Raw genomic sequence first — 12,834 nt, 5'->3', positions numbered from 1 at the left:
GCTTGCAAATCCTGCCGCTCCGCCTACCCTTTCGCCATGACCGCCGACCAGATCATCGCCCGCCTGAACCTTTCGCCGCATCCCGAGGGCGGCTGGTATCGGCAGAGCTGGGTCTCGGAAGCACCGGGGGAGTCCCGCCCGGCCGGCACCTGCATCTATTTCCTGCTGAAACCGGGTGAGCGGAGCCATTGGCACCGGATCGATGCCGACGAGATATGGCATTTCTACAGCGGCAGCGCCCTGACGCTCCGGATTTCCGAAACCGAAGACGGGCCGGCCCGCGCCCACCAGCTCGGCCCCGACCTGGCGGCAGGCGAACTGCCGCAGCTGGTGGTGCCGAAGGGCCATTGGCAGGCCGCCGAGCCCGGGGCGGGCTTTGCCCTCGTCGGCTGCACCGTCTGCCCGGGTTTCCGTTTCGAGGCGTTCGAGCTGGCCGCGCCCGGGTTCGATATCCCCGGCTGACCTTCTATTCCGCCGGCAGGTTCTCGCGAAGCCAGATCCGGATCGGCAACGGCAGCGGCGTGATCGGCTCGGGCGCCAGGACAGCCTCCAGCGCCCGCCTTGCCAGCAGGTCCACATCATGCGCCAGCACCGCGGTCAGATGCCCCGCCAGCAGGGCCGCGCGGTTGGCCGGGGTCAGTTCGTGCCCGATGGCGACGATGTCGCGGCGATCCGCCTCGGACAGGGCGCGCACCGCCGCCACGTTGGCGCCGCCCGGAATATACAGGCCGATCCGGCCCGGCGTGGTGGACAGGAACTCGGCGACCAGATCATGCACCCGATCGGGATCATCACGGCCCGAGCCAAGCCGCCTCACCTCGACCGCCCTGGCCATGGCCATCGACTGTTCGAAGCCGGCGCGGCGCTCGACATAAAGCCGCGCCCTCAGGTCACCCATCAGCATGTGGACCGGCGCCGGGTCCGGCCCGATCATCCGCGCCATCAAGGCTCCGGCGGTGCGCCCGGCGGCGAAGTCGTCGATCCCGACATGGGCCACACCCTGCAGCGGGACCGCCGAGCTGGCCAGAGTCACTATCCGCTGGCCCCGGTCCCTGCGGCGCAAAATGGCATCCCGCACCTCGGGAGAATCCAGCCCCATCAGGATCACCCGTCCGGCGCCCTGAGAACCGTCGTCGAGCGCCCGGATGATGGCTTCGGTCTCAAGTGACGGCAGATCGGTGACGGCCAGCCGCGATCCGGCCGGGGCGGCCCGGCCAAGCTCGGCCTGAAGGGCCGCGAGTATCGCCTGTGCAAAGAAACTGACGCCAATCGGCAGCAGCACCTCGATGACCTGCGGCTCGGCGGTCGGCATCGCCTTGGTCGCGCCCGCTGCGGCGGGCCTTCCATAGCCCAGCCGGTCAATCTCGGCTTCGACCCTGCGCACCGTCTCGGGTCGGACTCCGGGGCGATGGTTGATCACCCGGTCCACGGTGGCCGGAGATACCCCGGCCGCCTTCGCGACATCTCGTAGACGGACCTTCTTCATCGCGGCAGGGCTGCGCCCCCGGGTCCTGGGATCCGGGTCATGAGCGCAGCAGGCTCCGTGGCAGGGGACGACATCATTCTGGCCTTGTTATTCGGACCCAGCTTTGCGCGGGGCACCGCCGGCAGGCAAGGCTGCGGGAATGTCCCACCGCCCCTGCGCCACCAGCTGGATCGCCAGATCGACCAGGGCATCGAACTCCAGCCGCCCGCAGCGGTTCGCGGCAACGTCGAGCCCCGAGCGCAGGACCGCATGCGACAGATGGGTGTAGCCGCGCTCGTCGAGTTGCGAGAGCAGATAGCGGATGAACCGGGCGTCGAACTCATCCTCGCCCGGGCATCGCTGGACGCTCTTCTCCACCTGCTCCAGCCAACGCAGCCGCTCTGCGCGGGTGAATCCGGATTGATCTGATCTTCCCACTTCGACACTCCCATTCAGGGTTCGAGGACGAGATTTCTGCCCAGCCCGAAAGATATTATCGCGGCGGGGAAAGCCATCACGGTTGATGCAAAACCATCATCGTTATCGGAAAATAGATCATTTTCTCATCAGGTTGAAGCATCAAACGGCTGTTTCAAGACACCGTGCGACATGACGTCGCGGAATATGCTCAGAAACCCGGCAGGGAAGGAACGGGAAAGCCCTCAGGCGGTCAATTTCCGGGGTCCCGACGGTCCCCGCCCGGGCGGCTGACCCGCCCGCCGCCGACGCTGGCCGCGACACCCGTGGTGCCGGGCCCCGAGCTTGGCAGCCCCGCCAGCACCCGCAGCGCGAGCCAGGCACAGGCCTGCGCCGTCAGTGCCTCGCCGTCCAGCCCGGCGGCCTCGACGGTGCGGATCCGGCCCTCGAACCCGGCCTCCAGAAGCTGCAGCAACTCGGAATCCCGGCGCCCCGGCCCGGCGACCAGCAGCTCTTGCGGCGGTGCCGGGCATTGCGACAGGCCGATCAGCGCCGCAACCGCGATCAACGAACGGGTGGTGGCGGCGGCATCCGCCGGGTCGAGTTGCGCCAGCGCCGCGCCAAGCTCGGGGAAGCTCTGCCCGGTCAGCCATTTCGGCGGCAGCTGCCGGAACCAGAGCGCCTGCGTCGCCGCCTCGATCAGCGGCTCGCTGACCCGCCCGCCGGTCAGCCGGTAGCCCGCCTCGGCCTGACCGGGGCCGATATCGAAGGCCAGGCAGGCGCCGGGCGCTGCCGGGTCGGGCTGATCGGCATCGGCCCATGTCAACCGACAGACCCGGTCCAGCACCAGCACGGCCGAGGCCCCGCGCAGCCCCGTCGAGCGCAGCAGCGCATGGTGAAAGAAGGCGTCCATCGGCCGGCCCCGGCCTCCCAGTTCGCGGTCGGCGGCGGCAAAGTCGCGGACCACCGGCAGGCCCATCGCCTCGGCCAGGGCCGCGCCGACCTCGGGTGCCAGCGTGTCGCAACCCAGGGCCTGCGCCTCGGGGAAGGCGGCCAGGACCTCGGACAGCGCGGTCAAGGCGCCCTCACGCCGCGCCTCGGCACCGGCGGTGCCATCTGCGGACATCGCCCGACGCTCGGCCGCACTCCAGTAGCGCCAGCGGGTCTGGCCCAGTTCTTCGATCGCGCAGCCGTCCCCCAGCAGTGCCGCCGCCGTCAGCCCCTGCCCCTCGGGCATCTGCACCAGCCCGACCGCCCATCGCGCCGTCTCCCGGGCCTGCGCTGGCCTGCGGCTCATCTCCTGCTTCCCCTCGCCTCGGACCGCCCCTATAAGAGCGCACCCGAAATTGGACCGAAGCGCAATGACCTACCACCCCAAATCCGAATTCCTGCACGCGATCCAGAGTCGTGGCTTCCTGCAGGACTGCACCGATCTGCAAGGCCTGGACGAGGCCCTGACCAAAGGGGTGGTGACGGGCTATATCGGCTTTGACCTGACCGCGACCAGCCTGCACATCGGCAACCTGGTCCAGATCATGCTGCTGCGCTGGATGCAGAAGACCGGGCACCGGCCGATCACCCTGATGGGCGGCGGGACCACCAAGGTCGGCGACCCCTCGGGCAAGGACGAGATGCGCAAGATCATCTCGGTCGAGCAGATCAACGCCAATGCCGACGGCATCCGGAAGGTGTTCTCGCGCTATATCTCCTATGGCGACGGGCCGACCGACAGCCCGCTGGTCAACAATGCCGAATGGCTGGACAAGCTGGGCTACATCGATTTCCTGCGCGACATCGGCAAGCATTTCACCATCAACCGGCTGCTCGCCTTCGAAAGCGTCAAGTCGCGGCTCGACCGCGAGCAGGCGCTGAGCTTCATCGAATTCAACTACATGCTGCTGCAGGCCTACGACTATCTGGAGCTGCACCGCCGCTATGGCTGCATCCTGCAGATGGGCGGATCGGACCAATGGGGCAACATCGTTTCCGGCGCCGACCTGATCCGTAGGGTCGAAGGGCACGAGGCCTTCGGGCTGACGACGCCGCTGGTCACCCGCGCCGACGGCAAGAAGATGGGCAAGTCGGCGGATGGCGCGGTCTGGCTGAACGAGGACCGGATGTCGTCCTTCGACTTCTGGCAGTGGTGGCGCAACATCGCCGATGCGGATGTCGGCAAGTTCCTGAAGATGTTCACGGAACTTCCGCTGGACGAATGCGAGCGCCTGGGCGCCCTGGGCGGGTCCGAGATCAACGCCGCCAAGGTGATCCTGGCCAACGAGGTGACCGGGCTGTGCCGGGGCGCCGAGGCGGCCGCGGCGGCCGAGGCCACCGCCCGCGAGGTCTTCGAACGTGGCGGCGTGGGCGAGGCCCTGCCGACCCTGGAACTGAGCCGCGACGAGATCGGCGAGGGCATCTCGGTGGTGCAGCTGCTGACCCGCGCCGGGCTGGCCGGATCGGGAAAAGAGGCGAAACGGCTGATCGCCGACAATGGCGCCCGGATCGACGATGCGCCGCTGGCGGATGCCGGGCTGATGCTGACCGCCAGCGACCTGGAGTCGCCGATCAAGCTGTCGGCGGGCAAGAAGCGCCACGCGCTGGTCTCGCTGCGGGGCTGAGACCCGGCGTTTCCCTGACGACGACATTTCCCCTGACCGCGCCGGATTGTTGCCGCTCCGGCCCGGCCGACCCGCAATGGCCCGGCTCTTGCCCGATTCCGCGCCCATACGCCCCGGGCAGGCCGCAGAACCGCCATACCGGTCTGCGATACCGGAGGCCACGCCGGGCGGGACCGGCGGAAAGACGGGTCGGGTCGGTTGTCCTTGTTCACGGTTTATGTTCTCGGCGCGGCGAATGTCAGCGTCTCGGGTGGAAGTCAGCTTTCGGGATTTACCCAGGGCGATGGCTCGCATCTGGTCGGCCGCAGCATCACCCTGGATGCCCCGGCCTGGCAGCCGGTCGAGATATCGGACAATGACGGATTCTTCGCCGACAACGACAGCGGCCAGACCCTGTCCCAGTCCAGTTCGATCGACGGCACCAGCTATTCGGCGGGACGGATCGTCGAGGCCGAATACACCTTCACCGTCACCGATGGCGGCGGCAACAGCTACCAGATCATCGGCTTCAACATAAACGAACCCGGCTCGTCCCATCCCTCTTATGGCACGATCGAGGGGCTGGCCTTCGTCGGACCGCCCGGCGGCTGGCCGCCGGTCGGCACGCCGCTGACCGTGGTGAATGTCTCGGAAGGCCCCCCGAATGCGGCCGGACCCGCGGCGGTTGCCTATGAAGACCATGTCGCGCCGATCTGCTTTGTCACCGGCACGCGGATCGCCACGCCCGAGGGAGAGCGCCCGGTCGAGAGCCTGCGCCCCGGCGACATGGTCGAGACCCGGGACAACGGCGCACAGCCCCTGCTCTGGGTCGGGCGGACGGCGGTCGGCGGCACCGCCCGCGCCGAAGACCCGCGCTATGCGCCGGTCGAGATTTCCCCCGGCGCATTGGGTCCGGGCCAGCCGCACCAGCGGCTTGTCGTGTCGCGCCAGCACCGGCTGCTGCTGAGCGGCTGGCAGGTCGATCTGATGTTCGGCCTCCATGAAGTGCTGGTGCCCGCCGGGGCGCTGCTGGGCCAGCCCGGGTTCAGCCGGGGGCGGCCGAGCGGGGGCTGGGCCTATCACCACCTGCTCTGCCCGGCTCACGAGATTCTCCTTGCCGAAGGCGCTCCCGCCGAGAGCTTTCTGCCCGGCCCCGAAGCCTGCGCGGCATTGTCACCCGAGGCGCTGGCCTCGCTGGAACGCGCCCTGGGCGGGCGGCGGGTCGGAACGGTCTCGCGGCCGTTGCTGAAAGCCTGGGAAGGCCGCTTGGCCCTGTAGCGGATGCGGCCTAGACTGGCCGGCATGGCCGACCCTTCCCATGCCCGCGCCGACAGACCCGCCACCGCGAATGCCCCCGCTCTCGACCGTCACGGCGCGCTGCCCGCCAGCCACGCGGTCCCCGACCTGCTGACCCCGGGCCTTCGGCTGGTGTTCTGCGGCACCGCCCTGGGCCGGGTCTCGGCCCTGCGCCGGGCCTATTATGCCAATCCGACCAACAAGTTCTGGCGCACACTTCATGCGGTCGGCCTGACCCCGACCCGTTTCGCGCCCCAGGACTACCCCAAGCTGCTGCCGCTGGGCATCGGCCTGACCGATCTGGCCAAGGCCCATTACGGCAACGACGCCGAGCTTCCCGAGGGGGCGCTGGACGCCGCGGCGCTGACACAGAGGATCGCGCAGGTGGCGCCGCGAATGCTGGCCTTCACCTCGAAAACCGCCGCCAGCGCCTGGCTGGGCCGCCCGACCGGCCGCATCGCCTATGGCCCGCAGGTCGAGCGGATCGGGCCCACCGCGATCTGGGTCCTGCCCTCGCCCTCGGGCAGCGCCAGCCGCTATTGGGATGCCGCGCCCTGGCAGGCCCTGGCCCGCGAGATCGGCTGAACGCCCGCGCCCGGCCCGCCTGGCCGCGTGAATCTCGGCGCCGCCCCTTTTCACCCCAGCCTTCCCCGCATAAGACCGGGCCCTGAAGACTGGCGCATGAGGACGGCAATGCAGGAACCGGAAATCACCGAAGGCTTGGTCGCGGCGCATGGCCTGAAGCCGGACGAATACGCCCGCATCCTCCAGATCGTCGGACGCGAGCCCAGCTTCACCGAACTGGGCATCTTCTCGGCGATGTGGAACGAGCATTGTTCCTACAAGAGTTCCAAGAAATGGCTCCGCACCCTGCCGACCAAGGGGCCGCAGGTGATCTGCGGGCCGGGCGAGAATGCCGGCGTGGTCGATATCGGCGACGGCGACGCGGTGATCTTCAAGATGGAGAGCCACAACCACCCCAGCTATATCGAGCCGCATCAGGGCGCCGCGACCGGCGTCGGCGGCATCCTGCGCGATGTCTTCACCATGGGCGCCCGGCCGATCGCCGCGATGAACGCGCTGTCCTTCGGCCGCCCCGATCATCCCAAGACCCGGCATCTGGTGCAGGGCGTCGTCGAAGGGGTCGGCGCCTATGGCAACGCTTTCGGGGTGCCGACCGTGGGCGGCGAGGTGCGGTTTCACCGCTCCTATGACGGCAATTGCCTGGTCAATGCCTTCGCGGCGGGCCTGGCGAAGGCCGATTCCATCTTCTACTCGGCGGCCTCGGGCGTCGGGATGCCGGTGGTCTATCTGGGCGCCAAGACCGGGCGCGACGGCGTCGGCGGCGCCACCATGGCCAGCGCCGAGTTCGACGACACGATCGAGGACAAGCGCCCCACCGTGCAGGTCGGCGACCCCTTCACCGAGAAATGCCTGCTGGAAGCCTGCCTCGAACTGATGGCCTCGGGCGCGGTGATCTCGATCCAGGACATGGGCGCGGCGGGGCTGACCTGTTCCGCCGTCGAGATGGGCGACAAGGGCGGGCTGGGCATCCGGCTCGACCTCGACCGGGTTCCGGTGCGCGAAGAGGCGATGACCGCCTACGAGATGATGCTGTCGGAATCGCAGGAAAGGATGCTGATGGTCCTGAAGCCCGAGCGCGAGGCCGAGGCCAAGGCCATCTTCGAGAAATGGGATCTGGATTTCGCCATCGTCGGCGAGACCCTGGCCGAAGACCGCTTTCTGGTGGTGCATGGCAACGAGGTGAAGGCCGATCTGACGCTGTCGCAGCTGTCTTCGACCGCGCCGGAATATGACCGCCCCTGGGTGCCGACCCCGGCCCCGGCCGCACTGGCGCCGGTGCCCGAAGTCGATCCCGTCGAAGGGCTGAAGGCCCTGCTGGCCTCGCCGAACTACGCCGCGAAGACCTGGGTCTGGGAGCAATACGACAGCCAGGTCGGCGCCGATACCGTGGTGACTCCGGGCCTTGGCGCCGGGGTGGTGCGGGTGCATGGCACCGGGAAGCTGCTGGCCTTCACCTCGGACGTGACACCGCGCTACGTGAAGGCGAACCCGACCGAAGGCGGGAAGCAGGCGGTGGCGGAGGCCTTCCGCAATCTGGTCGCGGTCGGCGCGAAACCGCTGGCCTCGACCGACAACCTGAATTTCGGCAACCCGGAAAAGCCCGAGATCATGGGCCAGCTGGTCGGCGCGATCGAAGGCATCGGCGCCGCCTGCCTGGCGCTGGACATGCCGATCGTGTCCGGCAATGTCTCGCTCTACAACGAGACCGACGGCACCGGCATCCTGCCGACCCCGACCATCGGCGCGGTCGGGTTGATCGAATCCGCCGAAGGGTTGATCGCGGGCCGGGCCCAGACCGGCGACCTGCTGCTGCTGATCGGCGAGACGCAGGGCCATCTTGGCCAGTCGGCGCTGCTGGCAGAGATGTTCGGACGCGAAGACGGCGATGCCCCGGCGGTGGACCTGGCGGCCGAGCGGCGCCATGGCGATTTCGTCCTGGCCAACCGGACCCATATCCGCGCCGCCACCGACCTGTCGGATGGCGGGCTGGCGCTCGCGGCCTTCGAACTGGCCGAACGGGCCGGCTGCGGGCTGGAGGTGACGCCTACCGGCACGGCGCAACTGTTCGGAGAGGATCAGGGCCGCTATCTGCTGGCCGCCGCACCGAAACAGGCGCGCTTGCTCATGGCCGCGGCCAAATCCGCCGGGGTGCCGATGGCCGAGGTCGGCCGTTTCGGGGGCACCGCGCTGACGCTGGGCGGCACTTCGGCACCTCTGGAAGAACTGGCGGCGCTCTATCACTCGGGTTTCGCGGCCGCGCTCGACCTGCAATAGTCCCGCCTCTTGCGACGCCCCCCTGCCGGGGCTACATCTGAGACGAAGCGAAGGAGCGTACGATGGCGATGGAACCGCAGGACATCGAGGAGCTGATCCGCGCGTCCTTTCCCGAGGCGAAGATCACGATCACCGATCTGGCCGGCGACGGCAATCACTATTCCGCCGAAGTCATTGATGAGAGCTTCCGCGGCAAGAACCGCGTCGAGCAACAGCGCGCCGTCTATGCGGCGCTGAAGGGCAAGATGGACGGTCCGGCAGGCGAACTGCATGCGCTGGCACTGACCACAAAGGCGCCGGACTGATCCCGGCCAGATGAAGAGGAAACTGAAATGAGCGCCGAAGACACGATCCGGCAGACCGTTACCTCGAACGACGTGGTGCTGTTCATGAAGGGCACCAAGTCGATGCCGCAATGCGGTTTTTCGAGCCGCGTCGCCGGGGTGCTGAACTTCATGGGCGTCGATTTCGCCGATGTGAACGTGCTGGCCGATCCGGATATCCGCCAGGGCATCAAGGATTACTCGGACTGGCCGACGATTCCGCAGCTCTACGTCAAGGGCGAGTTCGTTGGCGGTTGCGACATCATCACCGAGATGACCCTGTCGGGCGAACTGGACCAGCTGTTCCTGACCAAGGGCATCGCCTTCGACAAGGACGCCGCCGACAAGATCCGCGAAGCCAACGCCTGACGACCGGATCGGTCGCGGGATGGTGCGTGACGGCACGCACCCGGCAACCGCATTCGAGTAGGCTGCGTGATTTCACGCACCACCGCCCTGCCCCGGTCGGCCCCGGGCGCGGAGCGGCTCAGAGCTTGCTGACCTCGGACACCACCGATTTCAGCGAGGACAGGACCGTGTCCTTGTCCTTCCAGAGGCTTTGCAGCGCCCCCTTCTGATCCTTCCAGGCCACGGCATCCTTGGCGATCAGCGAATTGGCCGCGGCCACCGCCTTGGTCGCGCTATCGACCGCCGTGGCAAGCTTGTCGATCTCGCCGGTCGCTTTCTCGAAGGCATTGGCCTTGAAGAACAGCAGGTTGACCTCGTTTCGCAACCCTTCGAGCTTTTTCTTCTGGGCCGGTCCGGCATCCTTGCCCGCACGTTTTTCGAGCTCGGCCAGCGCCTTCTGCGCCTTGGCCAGCTCGCGCGCGGCGCCGGCCATCTCCAGGGTGAATTCCTCGCGGCTCTTCACCATCCGCTCGATCGAGGGCGCCAGCCCGGCCAGCGCCTCGCCGGCCTTCTTCAGACCGTCGCGAATCTGGTCGCCGTTCTTCTCGACCTCGCCCGAACGCTTGGCCGACAACGACATGCTGCTTTCGGCGCCCTTCATCAGCGACGCCAGCCCGCCGAGCCCGGCCGCCAGCCAGCCCAGCCCGCCGGTCGGAACGCCTGCCGCAACGATCACCACCCCGCCGAGGATGGCCTTGAGTATCCCTACCCGGTCGTCCTTCAGCGCCGCATCGCCCAGCTTCAACTTCGGCTTGGCGCCCCTGGCCGCGGCATCGGATTTCATTTCCTTCAGCACATAGGCGATCGAGGCGTCGGCGAAGGGAATGCCGACCTTGGCCGGGAAGGCATTCCAGGCCGAAAGGATCTTCTTTTGCACCGCCGCCGCCAGCTTTTCGGCCACCGCCTGGTCCTTGGCCCCGGCCACCGCCTTGGCGACCGCGGTCCAGTCCTTCAGCGCCTCATTCTCCAGCTTCAATACCGGCTGCTTGAGGTTTGCCTTGTAAACCCCTTCGAATTTCTTGAGAATTTCCTTGAATATCGGGGTGTTGGGCTTGATCCCGCCAAGGTCGAGGGTGACATCGAAGCTGTTGGCCAGTGTCACCGCATCGACATTGCCGACCTTCGGCAGGGTCAGGCTTCGGCTGACCGTCGCCTTGGCGCCATTGATTTTCAGAGTGAATGACATGACGCCCCCATGCTGGCCGGAGATGTATCATTCTAGACTAATTCCGCGCCGAAGTCGCGCACAGGCGGGAATACCCTACCAGTGGCCACGGAGTCTTTGGCGTTCTCGCTACGGGCGGTGTATCCAGCAAGCGATCACCCGGAGCGTCCAGATGAAACCCCGCGTCCTCCTGTCTGCCCTCGCCCTGCTGGCCAGCCTGGCCGCCCTGCCTGCGCCCGCGGTCGCCGGAACCGAAACCATCGAGATCGAGGGCCGCGAAATCATCATCGAGAGCCCGGACTGGCTCGGCACGTCACCGGCGCCGATCGTTTTCCTGCTGCATGGCGCATTCGGCACCGCCAAGGAGATGGCCGACCGGATACCGCTGGCACGGCTGGCGGATGAGGGCGGCTTTCGCGCCGTCTATATCGACGGCAGCCGCCTGATGCGGCTGAAGGGCGGCAACTGGAAGGCCTGGAACGCCGGCTATTGCTGCGGCCGCGCCTTTGCCGACAACGTTGACGATCTCGGCACGCTCGACCGGATCATCGCCAGGTTCGAGGCCGCCGGCCTGCTGCAGCCGGGACGGGTCTATCTGGTCGGGCATTCCAACGGTGCGATGATGTCCTATCACTATGCCTGCAACCGCCCGGGGGTGATTGCCGGCGTGGTCGGGCTGGCCGGCAACTATGTCGCCCAGTCCTGCCCCGGCGCCAGGGGATTGCAGGTGCTGGAGATTCACGGCGCCAAGGACGAAGTGATCTCGATCGACTACGGGCTCAGCCAGGTTCTGGGCGCGGTGCATACCAGCCTCGACGGCTTTGCCCGGTTCATGCGCGAGGAAGGCGCCGAGATGCAGGTGATCCTGCTGCCTGACGCCGCGCATCCGCTGGAGGACATCGAGCTGAAGGTCGCCCGCCACACCGGGCTCGGGCTGAACGCCACCGTCGCGCGATTCGTCGTGACCGGTGGTCACGAGGATGCCCCGGTCCTGCCCACACCGGCAGAGGTGCCCAAGGTCGAGACCCCGCCGGTCGAGGTCCTGCCGCTGCTGCCAGAGCCGGGCGCCCCGGTCCCGGAACCGATCGAGGTGCAACCGCTGCCGCCCTCCAGCCCCTGAAGGTCATCCCGCGCCGGTAGCCAACTGATCCGTTCTTTGCGGTTGGGCGCCCGGCCCATCCCCGATAAGATGCGGGATCGGGGCCACGCGTCAGGCGCCCCGGTGCCCTGACGCATCGCCACCGATGGCCGGCCGGACCGGGCCGGCAAACAACAACCTCCCGCCACGCAGGGGCTTCCGGCGCGGCAGGGCCCAGGAACGAAAGCGAGCTTGCCATGGCTGCCGGCGAATCCACCCGCGTCGTCATCGTTGCCTTCCTCGGCAATGCCCTGATCGCGGCCTCCAAACTTGGCGCCGCGGCCTTCACCGGCTCTTCCGCGATGTTCGCCGAAGGGGTTCACTCCATCGTCGACTCCGGCAACCAGCTGCTGCTGCTGCACGGCATGAAGCAGTCCAAACGCCCGGCCGACCGCAAGCATCCCTTCGGTTACGGCAAGGAGGTCTATTTCTGGAGCTTCGTCGTCGCGATCCTGCTGTTCTCGATCGGATCGGGGGTCTCGCTCTATCACGGGGTCGAGAAGATCCTGCATCCGCACCCGGTCGAGAATCCCTATGTCAATTTCGTCGTCATCGGCCTTGCGGTGATCTTCGAGGGCTATGCGCTGCGGGCCGCCGTCGTCGAGATGAACCGGCGGCGGCAAGACGAGTCGGTCCTGCACTATGTCCGGCGTTCCAAGGATGCACCGCTGGTCGTGGTGCTTCTCGAGGACACCGGGGCGCTGATCGGCCTGGCCACCGCGGCGCTGGCACTACTGGGCGCGCAGATCTTCGGGATACCCGAACTCGACGGTCTCGCCTCGGTGCTGATCGGCATCCTGCTGGCCGCCGCGGCGATCATCCTGGCGGTGGAGACCAAGGGGCTGCTGATCGGTGAAGCGGCCGAACCGCATGTGCAGGCCGGGATCGAAGCGATCCTGAAGAGCGATGCCCGGATTCTCGCGATCAACGAGATCCTCACCATGCACATGGGCCCCGAGGACATTTTCTGCGCCCTCTCGGTGGACTTCAAGGACGGGGAATCGTCGATCGACGTCGAGGCCTCGATCTCGGACCTGGAAGCAACGATCAAGGACGCCTTTCCGGCAATCAAGCGCGTGTTCATCGAGGCGCAGAGCGTCAGTGGCCACCGGCGATCCCAGAGGGCCGCAGCGCAGGCGGCCGGGTCCTGATCCGGGCGCAACCGCCGC

13 protein-coding genes are annotated in these 12,834 nt (G+C 67.6%); 9 read left to right on the top strand and 4 right to left on the bottom strand.

Annotation, left to right across the window (positions count from 1 at the left end; translation table 11 throughout):
* The first annotated feature begins 36 nt into the window (after positions 1-36).
* Complete coding sequence (locus tag NUW50_RS05505) at positions 37-462, top strand: cupin domain-containing protein (RefSeq protein WP_258288061.1); 426 nt, start codon at positions 37-39, stop codon at positions 460-462.
* A 4-nt stretch (positions 463-466) separates the two neighbouring features.
* Here NUW50_RS05505 and NUW50_RS05500 read toward each other — a convergent pair whose 3' ends face one another.
* The 3 genes from NUW50_RS05500 to NUW50_RS05490 form a co-directional block, all read right to left on the bottom strand.
* Positions 467-1,486 (bottom strand): LacI family DNA-binding transcriptional regulator, encoded by a 1,020-nt coding sequence (locus tag NUW50_RS05500; RefSeq protein WP_258288060.1) that lies wholly within the window; start codon positions 1,484-1,486, stop codon positions 467-469.
* An 87-nt stretch (positions 1,487-1,573) separates the two neighbouring features.
* Positions 1,574-1,903 carry a hypothetical protein gene (locus NUW50_RS05495; protein ID WP_258288059.1) on the bottom strand — a complete coding sequence of 110 codons (330 nt, stop codon included), beginning with the start codon at positions 1,901-1,903 and terminating at the stop codon, positions 1,574-1,576.
* Between the two features lie 232 nt (positions 1,904-2,135).
* Positions 2,136-3,179, bottom strand: a complete 1,044-nt coding sequence (locus NUW50_RS05490) for an anhydro-N-acetylmuramic acid kinase (protein ID WP_258288058.1) — start codon at positions 3,177-3,179, stop codon at positions 2,136-2,138.
* Between the two features lie 64 nt (positions 3,180-3,243).
* Between NUW50_RS05490 and tyrS the strand changes: the two genes are divergently transcribed.
* The 6 genes from tyrS (at position 3,244) to grxD (ending at position 9,323) form a co-directional block, all read left to right on the top strand.
* Positions 3,244-4,497, top strand: coding sequence for a tyrosine--tRNA ligase (tyrS, locus tag NUW50_RS05485; protein ID WP_258288057.1), 1,254 nt, complete (start codon positions 3,244-3,246; stop codon positions 4,495-4,497).
* Between the two features lie 204 nt (positions 4,498-4,701).
* Positions 4,702-5,754, top strand: a complete 1,053-nt coding sequence (locus NUW50_RS05480; protein ID WP_258288056.1) for a Hint domain-containing protein — start codon at positions 4,702-4,704, stop codon at positions 5,752-5,754.
* A gap of 24 nt (positions 5,755-5,778) precedes the next feature.
* A complete protein-coding gene (locus NUW50_RS05475; RefSeq protein WP_258288055.1) occupies positions 5,779-6,357 on the top strand; it encodes a mismatch-specific DNA-glycosylase in 579 nt (192 codons plus the stop codon).
* Between the two features lie 108 nt (positions 6,358-6,465).
* On the top strand, positions 6,466-8,631 hold the full coding sequence (gene purL, locus NUW50_RS05470) for a phosphoribosylformylglycinamidine synthase subunit PurL (RefSeq protein ID WP_258288054.1): 2,166 nt from the start codon (positions 6,466-6,468) through the stop codon (positions 8,629-8,631).
* Positions 8,632-8,693: 62 nt separating this feature from the next.
* Positions 8,694-8,936: a BolA family transcriptional regulator gene (locus NUW50_RS05465; RefSeq protein ID WP_258288053.1), complete on the top strand. Its 243-nt coding sequence runs from the start codon at positions 8,694-8,696 to the stop codon at positions 8,934-8,936.
* A gap of 27 nt (positions 8,937-8,963) precedes the next feature.
* Entirely contained in the window at positions 8,964-9,323 is a 360-nt protein-coding gene (grxD, locus tag NUW50_RS05460) for a Grx4 family monothiol glutaredoxin (RefSeq protein WP_258288052.1), read from the top strand.
* A gap of 118 nt (positions 9,324-9,441) precedes the next feature.
* Here the strand turns inward: grxD and NUW50_RS05455 are convergent, their stop codons facing one another.
* Complete coding sequence (locus tag NUW50_RS05455; RefSeq protein WP_258288051.1) at positions 9,442-10,548, bottom strand: hypothetical protein; 1,107 nt, start codon at positions 10,546-10,548, stop codon at positions 9,442-9,444.
* A 151-nt stretch (positions 10,549-10,699) separates the two neighbouring features.
* Between NUW50_RS05455 and NUW50_RS05450 the strand changes: the two genes are divergently transcribed.
* Positions 10,700-11,647 carry an alpha/beta hydrolase family esterase gene (locus NUW50_RS05450; RefSeq protein ID WP_258288050.1) on the top strand — a complete coding sequence of 316 codons (948 nt, stop codon included), beginning with the start codon at positions 10,700-10,702 and terminating at the stop codon, positions 11,645-11,647.
* 215 nt (positions 11,648-11,862) lie between these two features.
* Positions 11,863-12,816, top strand: a complete 954-nt coding sequence (locus NUW50_RS05445; RefSeq protein ID WP_258288049.1) for a cation diffusion facilitator family transporter — start codon at positions 11,863-11,865, stop codon at positions 12,814-12,816.
* Positions 12,817-12,834: the final 18 nt, after the last annotated feature.

This window comes from Frigidibacter sp. ROC022, assembly GCF_024723735.1.
Classification (GTDB): domain Bacteria; phylum Pseudomonadota; class Alphaproteobacteria; order Rhodobacterales; family Rhodobacteraceae; genus SLM-1.
The sequence above is the reverse complement of the archived record's forward strand: the minus strand, read 5'-3'. Positions and strand labels throughout refer to the sequence as shown.

What these genes read in the sequence shown, in the direction of transcription:
- NUW50_RS05505 (WP_258288061.1), top strand. Translation starts at nt 37, where the DNA reads ATGACCGCCGACCAGATCATCGCCCGCCTGAACCTTTCGCCGCATCCC.
- NUW50_RS05500 (WP_258288060.1), bottom strand. Translation starts at nt 1,486, where the DNA reads ATGAAGAAGGTCCGTCTACGAGATGTCGCGAAGGCGGCCGGGGTATCT.
- NUW50_RS05490 (WP_258288058.1), bottom strand. Translation starts at nt 3,179, where the DNA reads ATGAGCCGCAGGCCAGCGCAGGCCCGGGAGACGGCGCGATGGGCGGTC.
- tyrS (WP_258288057.1), top strand. Translation starts at nt 3,244, where the DNA reads ATGACCTACCACCCCAAATCCGAATTCCTGCACGCGATCCAGAGTCGT.
- NUW50_RS05475 (WP_258288055.1), top strand. Translation starts at nt 5,779, where the DNA reads ATGGCCGACCCTTCCCATGCCCGCGCCGACAGACCCGCCACCGCGAAT.
- purL (WP_258288054.1), top strand. Translation starts at nt 6,466, where the DNA reads ATGCAGGAACCGGAAATCACCGAAGGCTTGGTCGCGGCGCATGGCCTG.
- NUW50_RS05465 (WP_258288053.1), top strand. Translation starts at nt 8,694, where the DNA reads ATGGCGATGGAACCGCAGGACATCGAGGAGCTGATCCGCGCGTCCTTT.
- grxD (WP_258288052.1), top strand. Translation starts at nt 8,964, where the DNA reads ATGAGCGCCGAAGACACGATCCGGCAGACCGTTACCTCGAACGACGTG.
- NUW50_RS05455 (WP_258288051.1), bottom strand. Translation starts at nt 10,548, where the DNA reads ATGTCATTCACTCTGAAAATCAATGGCGCCAAGGCGACGGTCAGCCGA.
- NUW50_RS05450 (WP_258288050.1), top strand. Translation starts at nt 10,700, where the DNA reads ATGAAACCCCGCGTCCTCCTGTCTGCCCTCGCCCTGCTGGCCAGCCTG.
- NUW50_RS05445 (WP_258288049.1), top strand. Translation starts at nt 11,863, where the DNA reads ATGGCTGCCGGCGAATCCACCCGCGTCGTCATCGTTGCCTTCCTCGGC.